General features: G+C 62.3%; 21 protein-coding genes and 1 tRNA gene. 9 read left to right on the top strand and 13 right to left on the bottom strand.

All coding sequences use genetic code 11. The features are described 5' to 3' along the window. Positions 1-26 precede the first annotated feature (26 nt). Together astD and AC6JBC_RS08500 are read right to left on the bottom strand one after the other, a co-directional pair. Positions 27-1,460, bottom strand: coding sequence for a succinylglutamate-semialdehyde dehydrogenase (gene astD, locus AC6JBC_RS08505; RefSeq protein WP_498023818.1), 1,434 nt, complete (start codon positions 1,458-1,460; stop codon positions 27-29). A gap of 155 nt (positions 1,461-1,615) precedes the next feature. Next, entirely contained in the window at positions 1,616-3,010 is a 1,395-nt protein-coding gene (locus tag AC6JBC_RS08500) for a protein adenylyltransferase SelO (protein WP_498023817.1), read from the bottom strand. A gap of 67 nt (positions 3,011-3,077) precedes the next feature. Here AC6JBC_RS08500 and AC6JBC_RS08495 point away from each other — a divergent pair, with 67 nt between their 5' ends. The 4 genes from AC6JBC_RS08495 (at position 3,078) to AC6JBC_RS08480 (ending at position 6,789) form a co-directional block, all read left to right on the top strand. Further along, a complete protein-coding gene (locus tag AC6JBC_RS08495) occupies positions 3,078-3,947 on the top strand; it encodes an alpha/beta fold hydrolase (RefSeq protein WP_498023816.1) in 870 nt (289 codons plus the stop codon). Next, on the top strand, positions 3,940-5,079 hold the full coding sequence (locus tag AC6JBC_RS08490; RefSeq protein WP_498023815.1) for a glycosyltransferase family 4 protein: 1,140 nt from the start codon (positions 3,940-3,942) through the stop codon (positions 5,077-5,079). Before AC6JBC_RS08495 ends, AC6JBC_RS08490 begins: the two co-directional genes overlap by 8 nt. A 94-nt stretch (positions 5,080-5,173) precedes the next feature. Then, on the top strand, positions 5,174-6,577 hold the full coding sequence (locus tag AC6JBC_RS08485) for an NAD(P)H-dependent flavin oxidoreductase (RefSeq protein WP_498023814.1): 1,404 nt from the start codon (positions 5,174-5,176) through the stop codon (positions 6,575-6,577). Further along, a complete protein-coding gene (locus tag AC6JBC_RS08480; RefSeq protein WP_498023813.1) occupies positions 6,577-6,789 on the top strand; it encodes a DUF2093 domain-containing protein in 213 nt (70 codons plus the stop codon). The genes AC6JBC_RS08485 and AC6JBC_RS08480 overlap by 1 nt, the downstream gene beginning before the upstream one ends. A gap of 545 nt (positions 6,790-7,334) precedes the next feature. Here AC6JBC_RS08480 and purU read toward each other — a convergent pair. From purU to AC6JBC_RS08465, 3 genes are all read right to left on the bottom strand, one after another. After that, positions 7,335-8,201: a formyltetrahydrofolate deformylase gene (gene purU, locus AC6JBC_RS08475; RefSeq protein ID WP_498023812.1), complete on the bottom strand. Its 867-nt coding sequence runs from the start codon at positions 8,199-8,201 to the stop codon at positions 7,335-7,337. A 71-nt stretch (positions 8,202-8,272) separates the two neighbouring features. Then, the gene (locus AC6JBC_RS08470) at positions 8,273-9,292 is read right to left on the bottom strand and encodes a 2-oxoadipate dioxygenase/decarboxylase family protein (protein ID WP_498023811.1); all 1,020 of its coding nucleotides are present in this window, start codon (positions 9,290-9,292) and stop codon (positions 8,273-8,275) included. Between the two features lie 73 nt (positions 9,293-9,365). Continuing rightward, the gene (locus tag AC6JBC_RS08465) at positions 9,366-10,412 is read right to left on the bottom strand and encodes an SPOR domain-containing protein (protein WP_498023810.1); all 1,047 of its coding nucleotides are present in this window, start codon (positions 10,410-10,412) and stop codon (positions 9,366-9,368) included. Between the two features lie 180 nt (positions 10,413-10,592). On the opposite strand from AC6JBC_RS08465, the gene AC6JBC_RS08460 reads away from it, so the two are divergent. The 3 genes from AC6JBC_RS08460 to AC6JBC_RS08450 are packed head-to-tail and all read left to right on the top strand — an operon-like array spanning position 10,593 to position 13,162. Further along, positions 10,593-11,315 carry an AAA family ATPase gene (locus AC6JBC_RS08460; protein ID WP_449472118.1) on the top strand — a complete coding sequence of 241 codons (723 nt, stop codon included), beginning with the start codon at positions 10,593-10,595 and terminating at the stop codon, positions 11,313-11,315. Between the two features lie 16 nt (positions 11,316-11,331). Further along, the gene (locus AC6JBC_RS08455) at positions 11,332-11,850 is read left to right on the top strand and encodes a hypothetical protein (protein WP_498023809.1); all 519 of its coding nucleotides are present in this window, start codon (positions 11,332-11,334) and stop codon (positions 11,848-11,850) included. Between the two features lie 13 nt (positions 11,851-11,863). Then, a complete protein-coding gene (locus AC6JBC_RS08450; RefSeq protein ID WP_498023808.1) occupies positions 11,864-13,162 on the top strand; it encodes an SPOR domain-containing protein in 1,299 nt (432 codons plus the stop codon). A 340-nt stretch (positions 13,163-13,502) separates the two neighbouring features. Here AC6JBC_RS08450 and AC6JBC_RS08445 read toward each other — a convergent pair. From AC6JBC_RS08445 to moaA, 3 genes are all read right to left on the bottom strand, one after another. Continuing rightward, a tRNA-Asn gene (locus AC6JBC_RS08445) sits at positions 13,503-13,577 on the bottom strand. Between the two features lie 79 nt (positions 13,578-13,656). Beyond that, complete coding sequence (locus AC6JBC_RS08440) at positions 13,657-14,433, bottom strand: NAD kinase (RefSeq protein ID WP_498023807.1); 777 nt, start codon at positions 14,431-14,433, stop codon at positions 13,657-13,659. Then, a complete protein-coding gene (gene moaA / locus AC6JBC_RS08435) occupies positions 14,430-15,443 on the bottom strand; it encodes a GTP 3',8-cyclase MoaA (RefSeq protein ID WP_498023806.1) in 1,014 nt (337 codons plus the stop codon). The genes AC6JBC_RS08440 and moaA overlap by 4 nt, the downstream gene beginning before the upstream one ends. 121 nt (positions 15,444-15,564) lie before the next feature. Here moaA and AC6JBC_RS08430 point away from each other — a divergent pair, with 121 nt between their 5' ends. After that, a complete protein-coding gene (locus AC6JBC_RS08430; protein WP_498023805.1) occupies positions 15,565-17,583 on the top strand; it encodes a putative bifunctional diguanylate cyclase/phosphodiesterase in 2,019 nt (672 codons plus the stop codon). 6 nt (positions 17,584-17,589) lie between these two features. Here AC6JBC_RS08430 and AC6JBC_RS08425 read toward each other — a convergent pair whose 3' ends face one another. The 4 genes from AC6JBC_RS08425 to AC6JBC_RS08410 form a co-directional block, all read right to left on the bottom strand. After that, entirely contained in the window at positions 17,590-18,333 is a 744-nt protein-coding gene (locus AC6JBC_RS08425; protein ID WP_498023804.1) for a TorF family putative porin, read from the bottom strand. Further along, the gene (locus tag AC6JBC_RS08420) at positions 18,305-18,715 is read right to left on the bottom strand and encodes a hypothetical protein (protein WP_498023803.1); all 411 of its coding nucleotides are present in this window, start codon (positions 18,713-18,715) and stop codon (positions 18,305-18,307) included. Before AC6JBC_RS08420 ends, AC6JBC_RS08425 begins: the two co-directional genes overlap by 29 nt. Positions 18,716-18,850: 135 nt before the next feature. Beyond that, the gene (gene mfd / locus AC6JBC_RS08415) at positions 18,851-22,408 is read right to left on the bottom strand and encodes a transcription-repair coupling factor (protein ID WP_498023802.1); all 3,558 of its coding nucleotides are present in this window, start codon (positions 22,406-22,408) and stop codon (positions 18,851-18,853) included. 111 nt (positions 22,409-22,519) lie between these two features. Continuing rightward, positions 22,520-22,789, bottom strand: coding sequence for an FAD assembly factor SdhE (locus AC6JBC_RS08410; protein ID WP_498023801.1), 270 nt, complete (start codon positions 22,787-22,789; stop codon positions 22,520-22,522). An 85-nt stretch (positions 22,790-22,874) separates the two neighbouring features. Here AC6JBC_RS08410 and recG point away from each other — a divergent pair, with 85 nt between their 5' ends. Continuing rightward, positions 22,875-24,938 (top strand): ATP-dependent DNA helicase RecG, encoded by a 2,064-nt coding sequence (gene recG, locus AC6JBC_RS08405; protein WP_498023800.1) that lies wholly within the window; start codon positions 22,875-22,877, stop codon positions 24,936-24,938. A gap of 180 nt (positions 24,939-25,118) precedes the next feature. Here the strand turns inward: recG and AC6JBC_RS08400 are convergent, their stop codons facing one another. Continuing rightward, complete coding sequence (locus AC6JBC_RS08400; protein ID WP_498023799.1) at positions 25,119-25,472, bottom strand: PilZ domain-containing protein; 354 nt, start codon at positions 25,470-25,472, stop codon at positions 25,119-25,121. Between the last annotated feature and the right edge of the window lie 3 nt (positions 25,473-25,475).

Raw genomic sequence — 25,475 nt, 5'->3', positions numbered from 1 at the left:
GCTGGAAGGACGCCGGGATAATTCCCTCAATCCCCCATCCCACTGACATCCACTTCCTTCAGTCCAATTCCGATCGATGCCCGTGGCTGCTCGATCTCCGCCGATGAAACAGGGTAAGCACAATAATCCGCCGCATAAAAAGCGCTCGGCCGATGATTGCCCGAAATGCCCTGACCGCCAAAGGGCGCCGAGGACGAAGCGCCGTTGGTCGGCCGGTTCCAGTTGACAATGCCCGCCCGGATATTCGCCCAAAACTGATTATATTGCTCAGGCGATCCGCCGATCAGGGAGGCCGACAGGCCATAACGGCTATTGTTCGCCTCCGCGATTGCGGCCGGGAAATCGGGAACGCGGATTACCTGTAACAACGGCCCGAATAGCTCCACGTCGGGCCGTTCCGTCATCGCGGTCACGTCGATGATCGCTGGGCTCAACAACGGCCTGTCTTCCGACAGGCGCACCAGATGCTTTATTGGCCGCCCGCCATGGCTCATCAGATAAAGGAAGCTTTCGGTCAGTTGGTCCGCCGCATGATTGTCGATGACCGGTCCCATGAAGGGGGCAGGGTCGGCATGCGGATGATCAACGATCAGCCGGTCGGCGATCTTCTTGACCTCACCGATCAACAGGTCGGCCAGCTCTTCCTTGACGATCAATCGGCTCGCAGCCGTGCAGCGTTGGCCGCTCGACAGAAAAGCCGACTGCACCACCAGGACGGCGGCGCTGGCGATATCGCCGGTGTCCCAGACGACGATCGGATTATTCCCGCCCATTTCCAGCGCCAATATCTTGCCCGGATTGCTGGCGAACTGCCGATTGATCGCCAGGCCCGTTGATGCCGACCCGGTAAATAAAATGCCGTTCACGTCGGCATGGGCCGCAAGCGCCTTACCCTCATCCGGCCCGCCCAGCACCAGCCGCACGACATCCTGCGGCACGCCCGCCTCATGGTAGAAACGCACAAGCATTTCGCCCACCGCTGGCGTCTTTTCGGACGGTTTGAACAGCACGCCATTCCCGGCCAGCAGGGCAGGAATGATATGGCCATTGGGCAGATGGGCAGGGAAATTATAGGGGCCTAACACCGCCATGACGCCATGCGGTTTGTGCCGCACCGACTGGCGGGCACCCATTGCCGATTCCAACCGCCGTTGCCCCGTCCGCTCGGAATAAGCGGCCACCGAAATGTCGACCTTGTTCATCACGGCCGTGACTTCGGTTCGTGTGTCCCAAAGCGGCTTTCCCGTCTCCCGCGCGATCAGGTCGCCCAACGCCTCTTCATTGGCGCGCACGACATTGACGAAACGACGAAGCGTCTCGATGCGATAGGAAATCGGTTGTGCAGCCCATGAGGGCCAAGCGGTCCTGACCCTTGCGACCTCCGCCTCTACATCGCTGGCAGTCCCCTGCCACAACAGTGCGCCAGTGGCGGGTTCAATCGAAGTCAGCGTCGCGGACATACAGCCGATATGGCGGATAACAGCCCATTAGGGAAGGGGCACCCCAGCCGCGCGAAAACAAGAAAAAGCGCCCTCTCCCCACCGGGGAGAGGGCGGGGGAGAGGGGGAGCGAGCGCAGTGGCTCACACGCGCCGCCTTTCTATAACTCACCGGCCTCAAGGCACCTCCGGCCCACTTCCCATAGCCTCACCCATCCGCCGAACCACGGCCACCTTCTCCTGCAACAGCGACCAGTCATCCCGCTCGGCAATGGAGCTCCAGATCGCCTCAACCTCGTCGATATGCATCGAACAGGGTGCCGTATCGCTCCAATAGTCATGCTCCCTGCCGCCACTTGCCTCCATCCCCGCAACAGCCTCACGGAACGGAGTCCATGCCTCACCTGAATAGTCCGCCCCGTCACGCGGCTCTCCACCACGCCAATCGTGGAAAAAACGGTCGATCGGCGTCTCACTCGCGGCCATGCCATTGACGGCCGCCTGGATCATCGCGTCCGCCTCTCCTGAAGGCGCGACACCCAGCCGCCAGCAAAAGCGCCGAACCATCGCCTGCCCGAACAGCTCGGGAAACCGCTCCAACTGCTCGATCAACGGCTCGGCCGCGACCAATGGGCGCAAGGAGACAGCCAGCTGCGCCACGTCCCAATGGATCGCCTCTGCTTGTCGCCCAAAGGCATAAAGTCCGGCATGATCGAAATAGGCCGCCGTAAAGCCTGGCTCCCACAAGGGCGTGAAGCGCCACGGCCCATAGTCGAAGCTCTCGCCCGTCACATTGATATTGTCGCTGTTCAGCACGCCATGCACAAACCCTGCAACCATGTAGCTTGCCGCCAGATCGGCCGTCCGTTCGACCACGCGTCCAAGCAATTGCGCGGGGGCGTGGTTCCCCGGCTCCTCGTCATAAAGCAACCGCAGCGAATAATCGGTCAGCCGCTCCAACAGGGGCTTGTCATCGAAATAGGCGGCGCGCTGGAACGACCCAATGCGGATGTGCGAATGGCTAAGCCGCACCATCACGGCCGCGCGGGTGGGGGAGGGCTCGTCATTGCGCTCCAGCGCCTCGCCAGTCTCGATCAGCGAGAAGGTCTTTGACGTGTTGACGCCCAGCGCTTCGAGCATTTCGGTGGCCAATATCTCGCGAACCCCGCCTTTCAACGTCAGGCGGCCATCGCCGAAACGGCTATAGGGCGTTTGCCCCGACCCCTTCGTCCCCAGATCCAGAATCCGTCCAGCATCATCCCGCAACTGCGCGAACAGGAAACCTCGGCCGTCGCCTATGTCGGGATTGTAGGTTCGGAACTGATGTCCATGATAACGCAGCGCCAAGGGCTGGGGCAGGTTGCCGGGCAGGGGGTTAAATCGCCCGAAATGACGAATCCACTCCTTATCGCTCAGCGTTTCCAACCCCACGCTGGCTGCGGCCCGGTCGTTACGGTATCGTAAAATCGTCTGCGGGAAGTCGGCTGGGGCGACCTCATCGGCGAAATCCGGCTGTAATCCGAAGATTTCCTTTGCCGGATTGTATCTGTTTGCTTGCGAGGATTTGTCCATGCGGCGATATGGGGGAGCGGGGCAGGAAGTTGCAACCGCTGGACATTTATTTGAGGGCGCACGACCGTTGACCAGCTTCACCGACGGCTATTGGTGGTCTCCCGACGGCCTCCGGCTCCATTATCGCGATTATGGCGGCGGTGAAGATGGTCGCCCACCACTGCTCTGCCTGCCCGGCCTGACCCGCAACGCGCGCGATTTTGAACCCCTGGCCGATCGTCTAGCGGGTGATTGGCGCCTCATCTGCCCCGACATGCGCGGCCGGGCCGAAAGCGCGCAGGCCAAGGACCCGATGACCTATGTCCCGCTGACCTATTTGCAGGACATCAGCCGCCTTCTCGCCGACCTTGCCATCACCCGCTTCGTCGCGATCGGCACTTCGCTCGGCGGCCTCATCACCATGTTGATCGCCGCGACTCACCGCGAATGGCTGGCCGGTGCGCTCTTGAACGACGTGGGGCCGAAGCTCGAGCAGGCGGGGCTGGACCGCATCCGCACCTATGTGGGCGTTGGCCAATCACATCAAAGCTGGGTCCAGGCCGCACGCGCCCTCGAAGAGGCGAACCGCGACATCTATCCCCGCTATGGCCTCGAACAATGGCTAGCCATGGCCAAGCGCCTGTACCGCCTCAACAGCGGAGGCCGCGTCGTGCTGGACTATGACATGCGCATAGCCGAGCCCCTCCGCTTGGCCGGAGGAGAGGCCGGGGTCGACCTGTGGCCTGTAATGTCTTCCTTCCATGGCATTCCTTCATTGATTCTGCGCGGCGAACACTCCGACGTTATCAGCGCCTCAACAGCCGAACGCATGCTGGCAGATATGGGCTCGAGCGCTGAACTCGTGACCGTTCCCGACGTCGGTCACGCGCCCATTTTGGACGAGCTGGAAGCCGCCGCCGCCATCGACCGCCTACTCGCCCGAGTCCTGCATGGCTGACACTATTCGGCGGCCGCCCCGCCTTCTTCATGTTCACGGCAGTTTTTCCCTCGGCGGCAAGGAAGCGCGTGCCGTCCGCCTGATGAACCTGTGGGGAAACCGCGCCAGCCACACGATCGTCAGCGCAGCGCCAGAAGCAATGGGCGCCCGATCGGCGATCGCGCCGGGAATAGATGTCAGCTTCCCCGCTCCCCCGCAACTCACCGGCCGTCCCGGCCCCGGCCGCTTCCGGGCATTGGGACGCTTCATGTCCAGCTTTGACCTTGTTCTTACTTATAATTGGGGCGCGATGGATGCCGTCATGGCCCATCGTTTCTGCTCATCCTTTCTCCCGATGCCCCCGTTGATCCATCATGAGGATGGCTTCAACATCGAGGAGGCCGAGCGCCTCAAGACGGGGCGCAACCTCTACCGCCGACTGGCGCTCCAGCGCGCCCAGGCCGTCGTCGTGCCGTCCATCCGGCTCAATCAGATTGCCCGCGCGATGTGGCATCAGCCTGCGCGGAAAGTTCATTTGATCCGCAACGGGATCGACGTCGCACAATATCTTCAACCCGTTTCCGACGCCATTCCAGGGCTGGTGCGCTCACCGGGCAAGTTGCTTGTCGGCACGCTGGCCGGCTTGCGTCCGGTGAAGAATATCCCCCGGCTGGTCCGCGCCGTCGCGCCGCACCGTGATAAGCTGCAACTGGTAGTCATCGGAGAAGGGCCTGAGCGCGACCCGATCATGGCGGAAGCGGCGCGGCATGGGCTTGATGACATATGCATGCCCGGGTTTCTGCCCAATCCTTCGCGTTTCATTGGCTTGCTCGACATCTTTGCGCTGTCCTCGGACAGTGAACAATTCCCCATCTCGCTGGTGGAAGCGATGGCCGCGCGCTTGCCGGTGGCGTCAACCGATGTCGGAGATGTGGCTCAGATGGTCGCGCCGGAAAACCAGCCATTCATCGCCTTTGATGAGGCGGCGCTGTCCGACGCGCTAGGACGGCTGGCAGCAAGCTCCGAGCTTCGCAACCGTCTGGGTGACGCGAACCTGCACCGGGCTCAACGCGATTTCGAAGAGGCCGCAATGGTGGATGCTTATGCGACGCTTTATGGACAGGTACTATCCAGCCCCCATATTTTGCGGTAGGGCGCGGCCGTAAATTCGTCATCAGTCGTGAAAGCTGCTATAGAGCGGGGCTTAGTCGACGGGTGACCCAGCAGCTATTGCGCGGGAGATTAGGTTGTTCAAGGGTTTGAAGCCCATCATCTATGGTGGTCGTGAAGTATGGCCGCTGGTCGAGGGCGGGAAGGGCGTGGCCGTCTCCAATCACGCCAGTTCCGGTGCATGGGCCGCTGCGGGCGGCATCGGCACCGTGTCGGCCGTCAATGCCGACAGCTATGACAGCATGGGCAATGTCATTCCCCAGATCTACCACGGCCGAACCCGCCGCGATCGTCATGAAGAACTGATCGCCTATGCCGTCGATGGCGCGGTTGAACAGGTGAAGCGCGCCTTCGAAATCGCTGGTGGTAAGGGCGCGATCAACATCAACGTCCTCTGGGAAATGGGCGGTGCGCAGCGCGTGCTGCACGGCGTTCTGGAAAAGACCAGGGGCATGGTGGCTGGCGTCACTTGCGGCGCGGGCATGCCCTACAAGCTCAGCGAGATCGCGGCCTCTTATGGCGTGAGCTACCTCCCGATCGTCAGTTCGGGCCGTGCCTTTCGCGCCTTGTGGAAGCGCGCCTATTCAAAGGCTTCCGAATGGCTGGCTGCGGTGGTGTATGAGGACCCGTGGCTGGCGGGCGGTCATAATGGCCTCTCCAATGCCGAAGACCCTCGGGAGCCTCAGGATCCCTATCCGCGCGTCAAGGCGCTTCGGGAAACCATGCGCGAAGGCGGCATATCCGACGAGGTGCCGATCATCATGGCGGGCGGGGTTTGGCACCTCAAGGATTGGAACGACTGGATCGACAATCCGGAACTGGGCACCATAGCGTTTCAGTTCGGCACACGCCCGCTGCTGACGCAGGAAAGCCCCATCCCCCAGCTTTGGAAGGAACGCCTGACCCAGCTGGAACCCGGTGACGTGCTGCTTCATCGCTTTTCGCCGACCGGCTTCTACAGCTCGGCGATCCGTAACCCCTTCCTCCGTCAGCTCGAGGCACGGTCGGAACGCCAGATCCCGTTCAGCACGGAACAGGCTGGCGACCACACGCATCAGCTTGATGCAGGCGTGAAGGGCAAGAATTTCTGGGTGACGCGGGGCGACCTGTTGCGGGCGCGCGAGTGGGTGGGGCAGGGCCTCACCTCCGCTCTCAAGACGCCCGACAACACGCTGGTATTCGTCACCGAAGAGGAAAGGGCGGAGATCCGCAAGGATCAGACCGACTGCATGGGCTGCCTCAGCCAGTGCGCATTCTCTAGCTGGATGGACAGTGAGACGAACTCCACCGGCCGTCTTGCCGATCCAAGGAGCTTCTGCATTCAGAAATCCTTGCAAGAAGCGGTGCATGGCGGGGACCTGGACAAGAACCTCCTGTTCGCCGGACATGGTGCTTACAAGTTCAAGCAGGATCCTTTCTATTCCAACGGTTTCGTGCCGACGGTGAAGCAGCTCGTAGACCGTATTTTGACGGGCGACTGATGGCGGAGATTCAGGGATTGGCGGTGTTGGAATATCACACGCCACATTTCGACATAGTGCGTCCGGGCCAGTTCGTCCTTTGTGCGGTGTCGGGCGCACGTATCGATCTTGACGACCTTAAATATTGGAGCGCCGAATTTCAGGAGGCCTATCGGGGTCCCGTTGAGGCGACCCAGTCGTTCCTGCGTCATCGCGGCTTAGTCAGCGCCTGATCGGCGCTGCACTTTTTGTTCCCTTTCCTGGTTTGATGCGTTATCCTGTCCACGCAGGCGACAAAGATCGCCGCGTGCGGAAGGATGTCGGCGATGTCGCGAATTGATATCTATGGCGATCGGATATGTGTCGTCACCAGCTTCCTCATTGTGGGCTGGTTTATCTACGACATTCTATTTTGATCGAACCTCGGTAACAGCGGCAAGCGTAAGCGACTGCCGTTAAAGCAAAACTATGTTTCCTTTCAAAAGCGGCATTGTAAAAAGGGCTCGAGCTTAAGGCTCCGCGGCTTTTGAAGGATGACAGCTTGCTCCGCGTCAACAACGGCTAAAGCGCACGGCCCCCATGCGACCACGCAAGGTTTCGTGTTCCTCCGCTTAAGGAGAAGACGATGAGCCCTCGACCCATTCTTGCACGCCGCAAACGCCCTCGCGACACAGGGCGCGACATCTACATTCCACACTCATCCTGGTCGCGGAAGCCCAGAGCCGCTGCTGATGCCGTGATCGCGCCCGAAGACTTTTGGGCGAAACTCGGCATCTGATCAGCGGAAAACGACGGTCTTGCCACCATTCAGGAGCACCCGGCGGTCAGCGATCCAGCCGACCGCCCGCGCCAGAACCTGCGCCTCGATGTCGCGGCCGATGCGGATCATGTCTTCAGCCGTGGCACGATGGTCGATGCGCTCCACGGCTTGCTCGATGATCGGCCCTTCATCGAGGTCGGCGGTCACGAAATGCGCCGTCGCGCCGATCAGTTTGACGCCGCGCTCATGCGCCCGGTGGTAGGGCCGCGCGCCCTTGAACCCTGGCAGGAAGCTGTGATGGATGTTGACGCAACGTCCTTCGAGCTGTTCCACAAGCGTTTCGGACAACACCTGCATATAGCGTGCGAGGATCAGATAATCCGATCGTGATCGGCTGAAAACGTCCAGCAAAGCGGCTTCTTGCGTCGCCTTATCCCCGTTGGGCGGAAGCTCATGATAGGGGATGCCATGCCACTCGGTAATCCGGCGCATGTCGGGATGGTTCGACACCACCCCCATGATGTCGATGGCCAACGTCCCTGTCTGCCAACGGTGCAGGAGGTCGGCAAGACAGTGCGAGCCCTTGGAAACGGCGAGCAGCATGCGCGGCTTTTCCTGCGCGGCGGTGATACGCCAGTCCATGCCGAAGCGCGCGCCTACGGCATCGAACTCGCCTTGCAGTTGCTCGGTATCCGCGATCCGGCCATCGGTTGCCTCAAAGGCCACCCGCATGAAGAAGCGCCCCGCTTCCCTGTCGGCATATTGTTGGCTGTCCGTGATGAAGCATCCGCGTTCCGCCAGGAACTGGCTAACCGCGGCAACGATTCCCACACGGTCGGAGCAGACAAGCGTCAGCACCCATGATGGGATAACCGGATTGTTCAAAGGGAGCCTCCGCGAATGATCGGGAAAGCCGTTGCCTTATGCCGCTCCCATGATCAAGCCGTTAAAGGAACTCAGCCATTGGCGCTGGTCATCGCGAAAATTCCGGTCGCGTTCCCCGCGTCGAATGACAGGTCGAGCAACCCGCTTGCGGGATCGACATCCCGGCTGATGAATTCGTAGAAAGAACCGGGGACTTGCCGCACTTTGTTTCCGGCAAATAACCGCTCGACCGGGTCTGCGCGAAGGGCGGTCTGTTTCACGCGGCCATTGCGGGAAATTTCGACATCATCCTTGATCGGCCATCCGTCAGCTTTCAGCCGCTGGGCCAAGGCCGCGACATCCGCCACCCGGTCGGTAGCATGATTGAAGGCATTACCCTCCGTCGCGATCCATGCGGCTTCAGGCGACTGCGATAGCAACAGCTCATAATCTTCCAACGTGGCAGGATCGTGCTGCCGATCGAAGGCGGACACCAGAACCAGCAAGGCCGTCCGCGCACGCTCAAAGGGGACGAGCTGTCCCGCTTCATAGGCGCGCAATACTGTCAGCGTTTCCGGATCGAGCGGATCACGCGACGTACCAAAAACGCTTGCCGCGACTGTAGCAAACTCGGCATCAAACCGATCGACATGCAATTCCGAAACAAAGAATTGGGGAATGTTGTGGGGAGCGTCGGCATGAGCATAAGCGCGCCCGGTCATCTTCAGCCGGTCCAGAGGATAAACCCCAGCCAGCGTGTAGCCCAATGGCTTTAGGATACGCGTGAAAGCGTCTTCCCCGGCGGGCAAAGCTCCCGTGGGGCCTTGGGGCAGGCGGATCGTCCGCAGTGCTCCATGATCGAACACCACCTTGCCGCCGCTGGCCAGCCTGTCAGCCACATAAGCAGCGCCGCTCGGAACCCGTTGCAGTAGGCCGTGAAACAGAATGACGTTCAAGGCCATGGCAAGCGCTGCTCGAGAGACATAGGGGCCGGTTTCCGCCAGCAAAGGCGGTGCGATCGTAAGCGCCGCAAGCGCTTGCTCCGCAGCACTATTACCCAGCGTGGCCCTGACCAGCGCTGTTGCACTTCCCTGCTCACTATCGACGGCCATGGCGCGCTCCATATCGGATATGGCCGTTATCGCGCGCTGATCCCTGACTTCCAAGAGCCAGTATTACGCCTCGTCACATTTTCCGGGGCATGCAGTCGGCACCAGCCGCCTTGATGGCACTGCAAAGCCGAGACGCTTCCGCGTTGTTCGCCAACGGCCCAGCCTGCAACTTGGTCATGGCGCCGCCTTTCACCAGAAAAAGCTGATAGGCCGACAGGCCAGCCACTTTACCGCGCAGACTGGTCCAAAGCGCGCGCGCGCGGGCCTCTTCGCTAAACGCTCCTAGCTGTACGCGCCAGGGGCCGCTGGCAGCTACCTTGGGCTCTGGCGTCTTGGTTGCCTTCGCCTTTTCAGCAACTGGTTTCGGCGTTTGGGCGGCGGCTAAGGCGGCCTTGGGTGCTTCAGATTTCGGCTTCGGCAATGGCTTGGCGGGCGCAGGCTTTTCCGGAGCGCGGGCAGGTCGCAGATCGGCGCTCGCCATCGACGGCGCTTCTTCGCGCAGAATGGGCATGGTGGACAATCGGCCATTGGCTTCCGCCAGCGCCGCTACCTCGTTCTGGCCCATCTCCCGCGCCAGCGCGAGCCCCTGCTGACGTTGATCATCAGGGATATATTTATCCATCTGCTTCAGGCTGGCCGTCGCCTGTCCCAGGCCCGCCGCCGACGCCCGGCTCATCAGGGCATAGGCGCGGGGCCAGTTCTTGGTCGCCAGATCTCCGTTAAAAAGGGCGGTGCCAACGATATATTGGGCGCGAGGTTCGCCGCGGGCCGCCGATCGCTGAAGATAGGGAAGGGCGCTCGCCCGCTCCCCTTGCTGAAACATCAGCAGGCCGAGATTGTCCTCTGCCCGGACGTGTCCCTGCGCGGCGGCCTTCCGATACCAATCGAGTGCGACAGCCATGTCGGCTTTGACACCGCGTCCGAGCTTGTTCGCCTGGCCCATGTTGAATTGCGCATCGGGATCGCCTGCCTGCGCAAGCGGCCGCCAGACGCTGACGGCTTTTTCATAATCACCCTGCTGCCAGGCATCGACCCCGGCTTTTACATCGGCAAGGGCAGGCGGCGCCAGACTCAGCATCGTTGCAGCGGCCAAGATGCCCCAGATGTACTTCATGTGCATGTGCTCCTGAAAGAACAGCGTAGCCCCCGCCTATGAGCGAACAAGGTTAACGCTCGCTTAGCATTAGGAGAAGCACTCTTCATAATATGCTTCCATTCGAAGGATGCGCCGAAGTTAACCAATTTTTAGGTGCCGTCGTGGCAGTCCAACAGGCAATTGGATTTTCTGGGGGAAACGCGCGTGCGCATACTCGCATTGGCATCGCAAAAAGGCGGATCGGGGAAGACCACCTTGTCTGGTCACTTGGCCGTTCAGGCGCAAAGGGCAGGCGCTGGCCCGGTGGTTCTGATCGACATCGATCCCCAGGGGTCCCTTGCCGACTGGTGGAATGAACGAGAGGCTGAATTTCCCGCCTTCGCCCAGACGACGGTCGCGCGTCTCGCGGCCGATCTTGAAATTCTGCGTCAGCAGGGCTTCAAACTTGCCGTCATCGATACGCCCCCGGCGATCACCATGGCCATTCAAAGCGTCATTTCCGTGGCCGAGCTGATCGTGGTGCCGACCCGTCCCAGTCCTCATGACCTGCGCGCTGTCGGTGCGACGGTGGACCTGTGCGAACGGGCGGGCAAGCCGCTGATCTTCGTGGTCAACGCCGCGACGCCCAAGGCACGGATCACGTCGGAAGCTGCCGTGGCGCTCTCCCAGCATGGCACTGTCGCACCCGTGACGCTGCATCACCGCACCGATTTCGCCGCATCGATGATCGACGGCCGCACGGTGATGGAGGTTGATCCCAACGGCCGTTCGGCGGGCGAGGTCACGCAATTGTGGACCTATGTCTCCGACCGCCTGGAAAAGAATTTCCGTCGCACGGTCTTCTCGGTGCCCAACGGCACGGCGGGCACCAGCGGTGCGGTTCGTCCAGCGACCGGTGGCTTCGGCCGCCGCGTCGTAGGTCAGTAAAGGGAGGGAAGACATCATGGCCGAACCCAAGCCACTCGCTTCGCTGACCTCCGGACTTCTCGCCCGCAAGGGTGCTGCTCAGCCTGCCATGCGCCGCCCCATCATGGGCTTTGGCCATCAGGCTACGGCAGCGCTGCTGCAGGATGATCTGGGCTGGAACGACATGGGCTTCGACGTGACTGAGCCTGAGCCGGTGCCTGCCGAGCCTCGCGCCGTTGTCGGGCTTACCCCGATGACGCTGCCGCCGGTAGCCGCGCCCATCCCTTCCGTCGTTGTCGAGCGAGAGGAATTGGCCGAGCGCATGGAAGAAGCGGTCAAGACGATCGCCCCCGCCATCCGTTCCGGAACCAGGGGCCGCAAGGCTGCTTTCACGCTGCGGCTGGACGCGGATCGTCATTTGAAGCTGCGCCTTGCAAGCGCCGTCGCGGGCCGTTCTGCCCAACAGATGGTGACCGAAGCACTCGATGTTTTCCTCGCCAGCCTGCCGGAAATCGACCGGCTCGCGCAGCAACTGCCGCGCGACGAAGCAGAGTAAGAAGGATCAAGCCATGAAGCGCAGTGCTCTTTCCAAGGCGGCACTTTCGTCGCTGATCGTCGGAACCACGATGGTCGGCTGCACCGGCGCGGCATTCCGTCCGTCCGCCATCGCAGCGGCCAAGGAGGATTCCAGCCGTGTGACAGCAGCGATCGACAAGGCGTTGATAAGCCGGGATGGCCTTCGCGCAGTCGCGGCGGCAGAGGCGGCGGTCAAGACTGCTCCGCAAGACGCCAACTATCGGCAGCTGCTGGGTCGCGCCTATATTGCGAGCGGCCGTTTCATCTCTGCGGAAACCGCGCTCAGCGACGCCATGACCCTTGGCAATCGCGATCCCCGCACCATCGTCAGCCTCGCCCTGGTAAAGGTAGCGCTTGGGAAGAATGACGCTGCGCGCGAGCTGCTCGCAACCAATTCAGACGTCGTTCCCGCGAGCGACTACGGGCTCGCTATGGCAATGGCGGGCGACGCAGCGGAGGGTGTTCGCATCCTTTCCGAAGCCATCCATGATCCGTCGGCCACCGCGCGCACGCGCCAAAATCTCGCCTATGCCTATGCGCTGGCGGGACGGTGGAAGGACGCGCGTGTAATGGCAGGCCTCGACCTTGAACCGCTCGCCGCCAACCAGCGGATCGCCCAATGGGCGCAGACCGCCGCTCCCGATTTCGCGCAGCAGCGCATTGCCGGTCTGATGGGCATTGCCGTCGATCGCAGTGACGCGGGCCAGCCCGTTGCGCTCGCCCTCACGACCGAGGCCGCGCCCGTTCAGATGGCAGAGGTAAGTGCTGTCGAAACGCCGACCGCTTCCGTTGCCGAGGAGGTTGCCCCCGAAGCGACGAAGCAGGAACCAGTTCAGCAGGCGGTCGCCTTCACGCCTTATGTCGCCCCCGCGACGCCCTTGAAAGTATCCAATGCTCCGGTAAAGGCGGCAGGGCTTCGCCAGCAGGCAGCCGCTCGCGCTCCGCTCGCGGCTCGCCCGGCGCTTCGTTTCGATGGCAATGGGAACAGCCCGTGGGTTGTTCAACTTGGCGCCTATTCAAACGCTGCGATCGCCAAGGAGAAATGGTACGATATCGCCCGCCGGGACAGCGCGATAGCCGCTTTGCCGGTCGTCACCAGCCAGATTACCGTGAACGGCGTCAGCTATGCTCGCCTTGCCGTCAGCGGCTTTGACGATCGCGTGGAAGCGACGGCGCTATGCCGCGCAATCCGCGCTCGCCGTGGCCAATGCTTCGTTCGGGAAAAGGCCCCCGGCGCGGAGCCGCAGCGCTGGGCGCTGGCATCCAAGCCGCGTCAGTTCGCATCGCGCTGACCTAAAGCATCGTGCGCAAAAGTGGGAACCGGTTTTGCGCTTAAAAGGATGCGATAACAAAATAACTAGAGCGCGCGACCTGCGTCCGATTAACGCAGCGCGCTCTAAAGTCTTTCAGATTGATGACCTCATCCCCTCATGGGATGGGCTTTGTCGTTTTTACGCTCTTTCGAGACGATGAGGGCCTCGCTTCGGCGGTGAGCAATTCATATCTACCGTCTCAACGTAAGAAGCGACGCAGCCATATTCGGGCAAGCGAATATGCGCGCGCCTTGTCCGCCCGTTCGGACGAATTCCATTATAATCCGCAAATTTCTGGAGCCGCCCAAGTGGACGAAAGTGGCTCCCCGAGTAGGATTCGAACCTACGGCCATTCGATTAACAGTCGAATGCTCTACCGCTGAGCTATCGGGGAGCAGCCCGGCTCTCGCTGGGCAGGCCGCGCCTATAGCAGCGAGATTCTTCGGATGGCAAGGACAGAATTGCGAATTTTTTCAGGCGATGAATTGTTCCGCTGCGATCCGGTCATCCAACGTATGTTCCGGGTCGAAAAGGAGGGTGAGCGGCGTCCCTCGATCGATCTGCACCTCCACCTCGGCGACGTCACGGACTTCGCGCTGATCCGCGACCGCGCTGACGGGGCGCTTTACCGGATCAAGCACAGTGAAACGGATCGCCGTGCTTTCAGGCAGGATCGCCCCACGCCAGCGGCGGGGACGAAAGGGGCTGATCGGCGTCAACGCGACCAGGCCCGAACCCAGCGGCAGGATAGGACCGTGCGCGGACAGATTATAGGCCGTAGAGCCAGCAGGCGTTGCGACCAGCACGCCGTCGCATACGAGTTCAGTGAGCGCTGTTCGGCCGTTCACATGGACTTCCAGCTTCGCTGTCTGGCGCGTCTCGCGCAGCAGCGACACTTCGTTGATGGCGGGAATTGAAAAGCGTTCGCCATCGACGGTATCCACCGTCATGCGCAGCGGATTGACCTTGAAAGGCTTGGCCGCCTCGATCCGCTGCTCCAGCCGTTCCAGGCGCCACTCGTTCATCAGGAAGCCGACAGTGCCCAGGTTCATCCCGAACACAGGCATGATCCGGCGGTTCTCCAGCATGGAATGAAGCGTTTGCAGCATGAACCCGTCGCCACCCAGCGCGATGATCATGTTCGCCTGTTCCACAGGGACGAACTCATAAGCGGCGCGAAGCCGTTCTTCGGCGGCCTTGGCGGCTTGGGTGGGGGACGCGAGCAGAGCGCGGCGCGGCTCTTCGGTCATCCGCCTGTTACACTCATGTGGCGGCTAACCGCTGCGGTCGGCGCATCGCCGCCGATGCGAAAATCATGCTTGGCGGGCTTTAACCGCAGTGCACGGTCGATCAGCGGTTCGACCGCCCCGATGCCACCTTCACGGAAGGCGGTCTTAAGGTCGACATGATCCTCATGTCCCAGGCACATGAATATCTTCCCTTCGCAGGTCATGCGCATACGGTTGCAATCTGAACAGAAATTGTTGGTCAGGGGCGTGATAAGCCCCAATTTAACACGCATCCCGTCAACCGCATGATAGCGCGAAGGCCCGCCCGTGCGATGCGCGATCGGCCGCAGTTCATGCTGCTGCCGCAGCTTTTCCACGACTTCCGTCAGCGGCAGATAATGATCAGTGCGATCCTCACCCGTCTCGCCCAGCGGCATCGTCTCGATCAATGTCAGGTCAAATCCCTGCTGGTGGCACCATTGGAGCATGGGCAGGATTTCATCATCATTGACGCCCTTCAGCGCCACCATGTTGATCTTGACCGCAAGACCCGCCGCCTTCGCCGCCGCCAGCCCCTCAAGAACCGGCCGGATGTCCCCATTGCGCGTGACATGGGCGAACCGCTGGGGATCGCGGCTGTCGAGGCTGACATTGATCCGCCGCACGCCCGCGTCGAAAAGCGCCTCGGCATGCTGGGCCAGTCGCGTGCCGTTGGTGGTCAACGTCAGTTCGTCGAGCCCCTCGCCCAAATGGCGTCCAATGCGCCGCACCAGATCGACAATGTCCCGCCTGACCAGCGGCTCGCCGCCAGTCAGCCGAATCTTGCGAACGCCCCGGGCGATGAAGAGGTCGGCAAGCAGCGCGATCTCCTCCAGCGTCAGCACCTGATCCTTGGGCAGGAAGGTCATGCGCTCCGCCATGCAATAGCGGCAGCGCAGGTCGCACCGATCCGTGACCGAAATCCGCAAATAGCTGATCCGGCGGCCCAACGCATCGGTCATGGCCGTGCGCCCAAGATCGGGCTTGTTCATGCTCGACTAGCTAGGCCATGGCAAAGTCCGGTGCAAGCACTGCCGGTTGCAGGAGCGTGAACGGGTCGCTAACGCCTGTCTGCTATATGCCCGCCATGCGCTGTATCCCGGGAGTTTTGATGTGAGCGGTGAATCCGCACTGCATGGACAGCGCAGCCTTTTCATTCTGTCGCCCGGTGACAGGGATGGTTTGTCGCGCGCGGCTGGTCTGGCTGGCTGGCGTGCCATCGCGGCCCGGCGCACGAAGGATGCGCCGCAACGGTTCCTGCATAGCGATGCGCAGATCGCCCTTGTCGACATGCGCGGTGCGGCGGACGGAGTCAGCGGCCTCGTCGATGCCTTTTCCCCGGCCGTAGAGGCGGGCGGTGGAGCGCTCATCGCCCTGATCGACGCGCAGGCGCTGGGGTCTGTCACGGCGCTGCTGGAAGCGGGGGCGACCCATTTTCTCGCCGCTCCATTTTCAACGGATCAATTGCGGGCGACGCTCGCTTCGGCCCAGCGCCTCGTGGACCGCCTGGGCGGGGGTACGCTGCCCAGTCAGCGCGCCCAGCGCATACGCCGTGGCGACGCGCTATTCTGGGAACTGGAGCGGGGAGGGCGATCCCTGCGTCTCAGTGACAATCTCACCCGGCACCTCAACCTCGATCGCCAGACGATAAGTCCGGCCCAGTTTGCTCGCTGCCTGCCCCGTGCGGAACGGCGATCGGTTATTGCGGGCCTGCGCGGCATGATGCGATCAGGCCGACCAGAATCCTTCGCTCATGCCGCACCAGGGCGATCGGGCGACCGGCTCGTACATCACCTCCGCTTGATCGACGGCGTTGTGGCTGCCGATGTTGAGTGGTTGTCCGATACGCATGGGGACGATGCGACCGGCAGGGACGACCTGACCGGCCTTCGTTCGCGACAGGCAGCGCTTGAGTGGTTGGAAAAGCGTTCCGGTCTTGCGACAACGATCCTCCTGCTCTCGATCAGCCAGTTCGACCGCATGAATGCCGCCTATGGTCAGGTGGTCGGCGACGCCCTGCTCGGCCGGATTGCAAGGAGGATCGAGCGGATGGCGGCAGACGCAGCGCCCGGCGCGATCGTGGCCCGCATCGCCGGGACCGAATTTCTCGTCGGCCTAACAGGCGAGGCAGCTGCGAGCGACCGCGCAACCTTCCTCGCGCGTCAGTTGATCGGCGTCATCATCCGGCCTTTCAGTGCGGGCGATCACCTAATCCGCCTGACGGCCCGCTGCGGCATCGCCCAATCGCGATCAGACGATGATGCAACCCGGCTGCTCCGGCGGGCGGGAACCGCTCTGGCAGATGCGCGGGCAGGGGGTGGAGAGGGTATCCGCATCTTCTCGGCGGAAAAACGCAGCCGACAGGTCGATGCTGACCAGCTGGAAACCGACCTGCGCCTTGCGCTGCATCGGGGAGAAATCGGCATCGTCTTCCAGCCGCAATATCCGGTGGGTGGCGATCACATGACGGGGGTGGAGGCGCTCGCCCGTTGGAACCATCCTCAATATGGCCCCCTTGGCGCGGGCATGCTTTTCGCGACCGCCGAACGATCCGACTATATGCTTCCACTTTCGGCCCACATCCAGGCGGAAGCCTTGCGTCAGGCGGCGGCCTGGCCCCGGACGCTCTCGCATCTTCGTCTGTCGATCAACGTGACCGCCGCCGACATCGCGCAGCCGGGCTTCATGTCGCAGCTCCTCAACCTCGTTGACGAAAGCGGCTTTCCCCGTTCACGCCTGACGGTTGAGATCACCGAAAGCGGCCTCATCGAAAATATCGCTGCGGCCACCGCGCTCCTCACCGCTCTGCGGGCGGAGGGGCTGGCGGTGGCGGTCGATGATTTCGGCACCGGCTATTCCAGCCTTGCCTACCTAAAGAGCCTCCCCCTCGACTATCTCAAGATCGATAGCGGCCTGGCCCAGGACATCGCTGGGACTGGCCGCGACCGGATCGTGGTCCGGGGCGTCATTCACATGGCCAAGTCCCTTGGTATGAGCGTCATTGCCGAGGGGGTCGAGACACAGCAGCAACTCGATCTGCTGGCGCGCGAAGGTTGTGATTATTATCAGGGCTTTCTGCGATCCGCCGGGATATCCTCTGCCGAACTGACCGCGATGGCGTTGAAGGGCTGAGGCATCCTAAAAAACGATTCCTGCCCGGCCGATTAACGTTGCTCCCGAGTGGTGCGCCTGATCATCGATGCTGCTGTTCGCATAACGCACGCCCGCAAACCATTGTCGCTTCAGATAATCGATGCTGATCCCATGGTCCCAATATGTGCCATCAGGCCGCAGGCGGGCTGCATCGCCCACATCTCGGGTCCGACCGCTCGAACGACCGACATGCGCCGAAACGGTGAACGGCGTGCCCGGGATACCCGCCGATGCCGAAGCCGAGAGGTAAAGATTATCTCCGCCAATCGAACCTTGCCGGGGTGCATAGCTGGCGTTGATGTCGATATTTGCCGGGCCGATCAGAAAGCCTGCACCAGCGCCAATTTCGCCATATCCCTGTCCCGACGCGCCGGAAAACAGATGATATACCCCTCTCGCAGAAAGCCGCCACGCGCCCATCTGCCGGGCATAGGATGTGCCAAGGTCCACCACGGCATCGGCGCCACCGTGACGGCTACTGTCCCACAAGGACGTCGCTGCGGCATCGAAGCTCAATCCCTCCGTCGCCTGTACGGCGATTGTCCCTCGCACAACCGGGTCGCTATCGCTCCAGCTCAATCCCCGCCGACGTTCATCGCTTGCGGCCTCGGCGGTTGCCGAAAACCGGTCGGCATATTGCGCCAAGGCGGGTGAAGAGGTGGCGGCCAGCATCATTGCCGCCGCCGCCACCAAGCGTGCGTCAGTTTGAGGCAAGATTGCGAACCGCATCCAGCTCGGCCATCAACGGCGCGCGATCCTTCTCGGCCACCGCGACCAGATGTTCACGGATCGCCGCGTCATGCTGCGCCATATTGCGTTCACCCGACTTGCGGCCGGGGGTACATGCCCCATGTTCGCTGCCGGAAAAGCGCTTGTCATGCGAAACCGTGCGGGCCAGCGCCGGACTATGATTGAGCGCGCGGTCCACTATGATCGTCGCGGTCCACTGGCACCGTTGCATATCCATGCGGTTGGGTGTCTTCGCACCAACCGTCCTGGTGGCGAACTCGACGCGAGCCGAATAATTGGCTTGCACCGGCGTTCCGCCATGGTCGATCTGCACGCTGTGCGTGGCGGCGACAGCCGCCATCGCTACGAAGGTCGAAATCATGTCAATCTCCTGCTCGATGCCGGACTTTGCTGTCCAGTCATCGACGGAGCATTTAGATGACCGATGTTGCTGCTACTTTGCTGACGCACGACAAAGGGGTGCTGGCGAGAGGCGCAATCTCCGTGCCATCCATTGTCAGCTAGCCGACTTCGCCAATCCCTTCGACAATTGCAGCGCTCCGTTCAGCCGCGCCGCTGGGTCAGCCCAGGCGCGATTGACCACGACCTTGCTATCCGGCCGCAATCGCGCCACTCCATTCAGCCGCTGGATATAGGCGACCAAGCCCTCCGGCTTCGGGAAGCGGTCTTCGAAGAAGCTGACCAGCGCGCCCTTTGGTCCCACATCGATCTTCGAGATATTGGCCGTCACGCAATTCTGCTTGATCTCGATGATCTTGAACAGGTTCTGCGTCGGCGTCGGCAGCTTGCCGAAGCGGTCGATGAGTTCCGCAGCAAAAGCCTCCAGCCCCTGCCGATCCTCCACTTCGTTCAGGCGGCGATACAGCCCCATGCGCAGGTCAAGATCGGGCACATAATCCTCCGGTATGAGGATGGGCGCATCGACGGTGATCTGCGGCGAGAAGCTCTCCCGCTTCTCGATCCCCGCGCCACCTGCCTTGGCCTCCAGGATCGCGTCTTCCAGCATCGATTGGTAAAGCTCGAAGCCGACTTCCTTGATATGCCCCGACTGCTCGTCACCGACCAGATTACCCGCGCCGCGAATGTCGAGGTCATGGCTCGCCAGCTGGAACCCGGCGCCCAGCGTGTCCAGATCGGAAAGAACCTTCAGCCGCTTTTCCGCCGTTTCGGTAATCACCTTGTTCGCAGGCGTGGTGAAATAGGCATAGGCCCGTGCCTTCGACCGCCCCACGCGCCCGCGAAGCTGGTACAGTTGCGCCAGCCCAAACCGATCCGCGCGATGGATGATCAACGTATTGGCCGAAGGAATATCAAGGCCACTCTCAACGATCGTGGTCGACAGCAGCACATCATAACGCTTGTCGTAAAATGCCGACATCCGCTCCTCAACTTCGGTAGCGCTCATCTGGCCATGGGCAACGATGGGCTTCACCTCCGGCACTTCTGTTCGCAGGAACTCTTCCACCTCGGTCAGGTCGGCAATGCGCGGCACGACGAAGAAGCTCTGCCCGCCGCGATAATGTTCGCGCAGCAAGGCCTCGCGGATGACGACGCCATCCCAGGGCATGATGTAGGTCCGCACCGCCAGACGATCGACCGGCGGTGTCTGGATCACGGACAATTCCCGCAAGCCCGACATTGCCATCTGTAAGGTGCGTGGGATCGGCGTGGCCGTCAGCGTCAGCACATGCACATCGGTCTTGAGCGACTTCAGCCGCTCTTTGTGCGTGACGCCAAACCGCTGTTCCTCGTCCACGATGACGAGGCCAAGCCGCTTGAACTCCAGCCCCTTCGCCAACAGCGCATGGGTGCCGACAACGATATCGATCGTCCCGTCGGCCAGCCCTGCCTTGACGGCCTTGGCTTCCTTGTCCGGCACCAGCCGCGACAGGCGGCCGATGTTGACGGGGAAGCCACGGAACCGCTCCTCGAAATTCATGTGATGCTGCCGGGCGAGCAGGGTGGTGGGGCAGATCACCACCACCTGCATTCCCGCCATCGCCGCCACGAAAGCGGCGCGCAAGGCTACCTCGGTCTTGCCGAAGCCGACATCGCCGCAGACCAGCCGGTCCATCGGCCGTCCCGCGCCCAGATCCTCGACCACGTCCATGATCGCCCGGTCCTGATCCTCGGTCTCCTGATAGGGGAAGCGATCGACAAACGCCGGATAACCCGCACTATCCGGTTCCGCCACCGTCGCCGCCCGGAGCGCCCGTTCGGCCGCCGTCTTGAGCAATTCACCCGCAATTTCGCGGATGCGCTCCTTCATCTTGGCCTTGCGCCGCTGCCACGCTTCGCCGCCCAACCTGTCGAGGCTCACCCCCTCGCTGTCGGAGCCATAGCGGGAGAGAACCTCCAGATTCTCCACCGGCACATACAGCTTGTCGCCGCCCGCATATTCCAGCGCCACGCAGTCATGCGCGGCCTTGGCCACCGGTATTTGCGTCAGCCCCTCATAGCGCCCGATCCCATGGTCCATATGCACCACCAGATCGCCCGGCGAGAGCGTCGCTAACTCCTGAAGGAAGGCGTCGGCATTCTTCTTCCGCTTGGCCCGCCGCACCAGCCGGTCGCCCAGCATGTCCTGCTCGGTCAGCACCGCCACATCGGGCGCGGTAAAGCCATGATCCAGCGGCAGGACGATTAGAGAAACATTATAGCCCCTCCCCTTCAGGGGAGGGGTTGGGGTGGGGGCTGTTGGGTCGGGGGAGCTATCCGGATAGCCCCCACCCCCAGCCCTTCCCCTGAAGGGGAGGGGAGTAGCTCGACCCAAAGCTTCCTGCCAATCGTCGGCCGCACTTAAGCCTGTGACGCCGTGATCTGCGAGCAACCCCGAAAGCCGCTCCCGCGCCCCCACTGAATAGCTGGCGATGACAACCTTCTTCTTCGCCCGCTGGAGCGAGGCGATATGCTTGCCCACCGCCTCATAGACATTGGCGTTTTGCGCCCGTTCCGGCGCAAAATCGCGCGGCCCATCAACCGCAAAGTCCAGAACGGTCGCGCTTTCCGGCTCATGGAAAGGCGTGGTCGCGTGCATCGGCCATTCGCGCACGATGCCGTCCCATTCTTGCTGCTCCAGATACAGCGCCTTCGGCTCCAGCGGCCGATAAGCCCCCGGATCGGACGACTTCGCCTGCACCCGATTGGCGTGATAGTCCCGGATCGCCTCGAACCGGGCCTCCGCGGCGCCCGCCACACCATGATCCAGCACGACCAGCGTATCGTCGCCCAGATGCTCGGTCATCGGCACCAGCCGTTCTTCGAACAGCGGCAGCCAATGCTCCATCCCTGCCAAGCGCCGCCCGTCACTCACCGCCTGATAGAGCGGATCGCCGGTCGCCGTCGCCCCGAAGGTCTCGCGATAGCGCCCGCGAAACCGCTTGATCGTCTCTTCATCCAGCAGAGCTTCGGACGCGGGCAGCAGGGTGAAGCCTTCGACACTCCCGCTCGTCCGCTGATCGGCGGGATCAAAACGCCGCACCGTCTCGATCTCGTCCCCGAAGAAATCGAGCCGCAGGGGCTGTTCCTCGCCTCCGGGGAACAAATCGACTATGCCCCCCCGAATGGCGAATTCGCCCCGATCATGCACAGTGTCGGTGCGGACATAGCCATTGGCCTGCAACATCTCGGCCAGCCGCGAAATCGCGATGCGCTCCTTGGGCGCCAGCTTAGCGACCAGCTGCCGCACACGAAACGGCGTCAATGTCCGCTGCGTCAGGGCGTTCAGCGTCGTCAGGACAAGCTGCGGACCCCTGGGCTTGACCTGCAAGGCATGCAGCCCGGCCAGCCGTGCCGAAGCCGTGCGCAGCGAAGGACTGGCCCGGTCATAGGGAAGGCAGTCCCAGGCGGGAATCTCGACAATCTCGATCTCTGGCGCAAAATAATGCGCCGTGTCCGCCACCGCCCGCATGAGTTGCTCATCGGGCGCGACGAACAACGCACGCGAAGGCGCCGCCCGGGCAATGTCCGCCAGCAGCCACGGCTGAAACCCCGCCGGAACCCCGGACAGGGTCATGGGAGAGGAAGCTTTCAGAATCTTCAGAAGGTCGGTCATTCGCTACTCAGTTCCCCTCCCGCAAGCGGGAGGGGCTAGGGGTGGGCAATCCCACAGAGGCGGCACAGGCCGACCCCCGCGCCCTCCCGCAAACGGGAGGGGAGGTTGAGGCTATTTCTTCCCAATCTCCACAAAATCCATCTTCACGAACTTGTCCCACATCGGCCCGCGCCATTGCTCGGGCAACGGTAACGTCCCTAAGGCCCAAGCCATGATGTCAGCATCCTGTTCCTCGATAAGGCGCTCGAACCAGTCGATTTCTTCCACGCCCCACTCGGCATGGTATCGATCGAAAAATCCACCCACCGCCAGGTCCGCTTCCTTGATGCCGCGATGCCAGGCACGGAATTGCAGGCGGCGGATTCGGGGATCTTCGTTCACAATTTGTTCCTTGCGCGGACATGCCGAATAAACCGATCAGATGTTTGCGCATCGTCCCGGCTGGGCTAGATGGCGTCAGATAGCCATGCGACCCGATATCCTCAACCCACTCTTCACCGAAATCGAAGCCTTGAAAGGCGTCGGCCCCGCGCTCGCCAAGCCGCTGGAGCGCTTGGGGCTGGCCCGCGCCGTCGATGTCCTATTCCACCTGCCGGTCAGCTTTGTCGATCGCCGCATGTTGGACGAGTTGATCCTGTCCGACTCAGGCCGGGTAATCGGCATAGAACTCACGCCCACTGACTACCGCGCGTCCGGCAGCGCTCGCGCGCCGTTTCGGGTCATCGCGCAGGACAGGCACGGCAATACGGTCGCGCTCGTCTATTTCGGCCGCAACAGCGCCTGGCCCCGCAAGCTGTTGCCCTTGAATGAACCCAAATTCATCTCCGGCAAGCTGGAGGCCTATGGCGACAATCTCCAGATCGTCCACCCTGACTATGTCCTGCCGCCGGAGGAAGCCGCCACCATCCCGGCGCGAGAGCCAGTCTACGGTCTTTCCGAAGGCCTCACCAATAACCGGCTGCGCGACCTCGTAGGGCAGTCACTGAGCCGCGCCCCAGATCTCCCCGAATGGATCGAACCCAGCCTACTCGCCCAAAAGGGCTGGCCGACATGGCACGAGGCGCTCACCCGCATCCACGCCGACCCCAGCGATGCAAAAGCCCGCGAGCGGCTCGCCTATGACGAAATCTTCGCAGGCCAGCTCGCCCTGATGCTGGTGCGCCAATCCTCCCGCAAGCGCCGAGGCATCCCCATCGAGGGAGACGGCCGCCTGCGCGCCATGCTCGATCTCCCCTTCGCCCCGACCGGCGCGCAACGCCGCGCCTTCGGAGAGATTGAAGGGGATATGGCGCAGCCCGTCCCCATGCTCCGCCTCCTGCAAGGCGACGTCGGCTCGGGTAAAACGCTCGTCGCGCTCATGGCCCTCCTCAACACGGTTGAGGCAGGTGCTCAAGGCGCACTCCTTGCCCCGACGGAAATTCTCGCCCGCCAACATTATGAAACGCTGCGCAAGATGGCGTCGGGTTTGCCCGTTACCATCGCGATCCTCACCGGCCGCGAAAAGGGCAGGGTGCGCGAATCCACCCTGATGGGCCTCGCCGATGGCAGCATCGATATCCTCGTCGGCACCCACGCCATCTTCCAGGAAGCCGTCCGCTACAAAAACCTCGCCCTTGCGGTGATCGATGAACAACACCGCTTCGGCGTTGCCCAGCGCATGATGCTGGCCGCCAAGGCCGAGCGCACGCCGCACCTGTTGGTGATGACCGCCACCCCGATCCCCCGGACGCTGACGCTCACCTATTATGGCGAGATGGACGTCTCCCGCCTGGACGAAATGCCTCCCGGCCGCCAGCCGATCCAGACCGTCGTCATGTCCGCGAACCGCCTCGATGAAGTGGTCGAAGCACTCGCCCGTCACATCGAAACCGGCGGTCAGGCCTATTGGGTCTGCCCCTTGGTCGAGGAAAGCGAAACCAGCGACCAGGCCGCCGCCGAAGCCCGCGCCGAAATGCTGAAGTTACGCTTTGGCGATCTCGTCGGCCTCGTCCACGGCCGCATGAAAGGCCCGGAAAAGGACGCCGCGATGGAGGCCTTCTCCACCGCCCGCACCAAAATCCTCGTCGCCACCACGGTCATTGAGGTCGGCGTCGATGTCCCTAACAGCAATCTCATCATCATCGAAGGCGCCGACCGCTTCGGCCTTGCCCAGCTCCACCAGCTGCGCGGCCGGGTAGGACGCGGCCAGAACCATAGCGTCTGCATCCTGCTGCGCGGCGGCGCCCTGAGCGAAACCAGCCGCGCCCGGCTGGCGCTCATGCGCGAAACCAATGACGGATTCCGCATTGCCGAAGAAGACCTCCGCCTCCGTGGCGCGGGCGAAATCCTCGGCACGCGTCAGTCGGGCGAGGCGCAGTTGAAGATCGCGACGCCGGAACATCTGTCTGCCTTACTCGATAGCGCGCGAGACGACGCGCACCTCCTGATCGATCGCGATGGAGGACTAGACGAACCGCGCGGCCAGGCGGCCAGAACTTGTCTTTACCTCTTCGAACGGGATGCGGCGGTGGGATTGCTCCGAAGCGGCTAATCCGCGCGATGAATTTCTGCATGCGCGAAACCATCGTGCGCAAAAGTCGGAACGGGTTTTGCGCTTAAAAGGATGCGATAACAAAAAACTGGAGCGCGCGACCTGCGTCCGATTAAACGCAGCGCGCTCTTGTCCAGTCAAGTCAACGGATCGAAGCCGATCAGGGCTTCGAACAGCTCCTTACCAGGCGGTCTGCCTTGGCGGGATGAGCGACAGCATGGCCTCATAGATTTGCGGATCAATGGGCTGGCAAAACTCCACCCCGACCCGGCCATCCTCTGACCATCGAACGTCGGCCTGAAGGTCCTTGACGACGGGTAGCCAGATCGCGACCCGTTCCCCAATCGTGATCTCCGCATCGGTGCGGCACATTAGGCCGAGTTCAGAGATGTTGATGACCCGGACGCCATGGGTTCGGCCTCGGGCAGAGATATGGCTGACCATATCTACCAGCACGCGGGGCGTGCGGCGCTGATTGATGGAAGGGTCCCGTGAACGGGCGACCTGGGCGAGGCTTGCGAGCACCGAAGACATGAC

The organism is Sphingobium sp. RC1, assembly GCF_059738765.1.
This window is presented reverse-complemented; position numbering and strand designations above follow the sequence as displayed.

Bases quoted from the DNA above. Each gene is read 5' to 3' on its own strand.
- astD (WP_498023818.1), bottom strand. From the start codon at position 1,460: ATGTCCGCGACGCTGACTTCGATTGAACCCGCCACTGGCGCACTGTTG.
- AC6JBC_RS08500 (WP_498023817.1), bottom strand. From the start codon at position 3,010: ATGGACAAATCCTCGCAAGCAAACAGATACAATCCGGCAAAGGAAATC.
- AC6JBC_RS08490 (WP_498023815.1), top strand. From the start codon at position 3,940: ATGGCTGACACTATTCGGCGGCCGCCCCGCCTTCTTCATGTTCACGGC.
- AC6JBC_RS08480 (WP_498023813.1), top strand. From the start codon at position 6,577: ATGGCGGAGATTCAGGGATTGGCGGTGTTGGAATATCACACGCCACAT.
- AC6JBC_RS08470 (WP_498023811.1), bottom strand. From the start codon at position 9,292: ATGGCCGTCGATAGTGAGCAGGGAAGTGCAACAGCGCTGGTCAGGGCC.
- AC6JBC_RS08465 (WP_498023810.1), bottom strand. From the start codon at position 10,412: ATGCACATGAAGTACATCTGGGGCATCTTGGCCGCTGCAACGATGCTG.
- AC6JBC_RS08455 (WP_498023809.1), top strand. From the start codon at position 11,332: ATGGCCGAACCCAAGCCACTCGCTTCGCTGACCTCCGGACTTCTCGCC.
- AC6JBC_RS08450 (WP_498023808.1), top strand. From the start codon at position 11,864: ATGAAGCGCAGTGCTCTTTCCAAGGCGGCACTTTCGTCGCTGATCGTC.
- AC6JBC_RS08440 (WP_498023807.1), bottom strand. From the start codon at position 14,433: ATGACCGAAGAGCCGCGCCGCGCTCTGCTCGCGTCCCCCACCCAAGCC.
- moaA (WP_498023806.1), bottom strand. From the start codon at position 15,443: ATGAACAAGCCCGATCTTGGGCGCACGGCCATGACCGATGCGTTGGGC.
- AC6JBC_RS08425 (WP_498023804.1), bottom strand. From the start codon at position 18,333: ATGCGGTTCGCAATCTTGCCTCAAACTGACGCACGCTTGGTGGCGGCG.
- AC6JBC_RS08420 (WP_498023803.1), bottom strand. From the start codon at position 18,715: ATGATTTCGACCTTCGTAGCGATGGCGGCTGTCGCCGCCACGCACAGC.
- mfd (WP_498023802.1), bottom strand. From the start codon at position 22,408: ATGACCGACCTTCTGAAGATTCTGAAAGCTTCCTCTCCCATGACCCTG.
- recG (WP_498023800.1), top strand. From the start codon at position 22,875: ATGCGACCCGATATCCTCAACCCACTCTTCACCGAAATCGAAGCCTTG.
- AC6JBC_RS08400 (WP_498023799.1), bottom strand. From the start codon at position 25,472: ATGTCTTCGGTGCTCGCAAGCCTCGCCCAGGTCGCCCGTTCACGGGAC.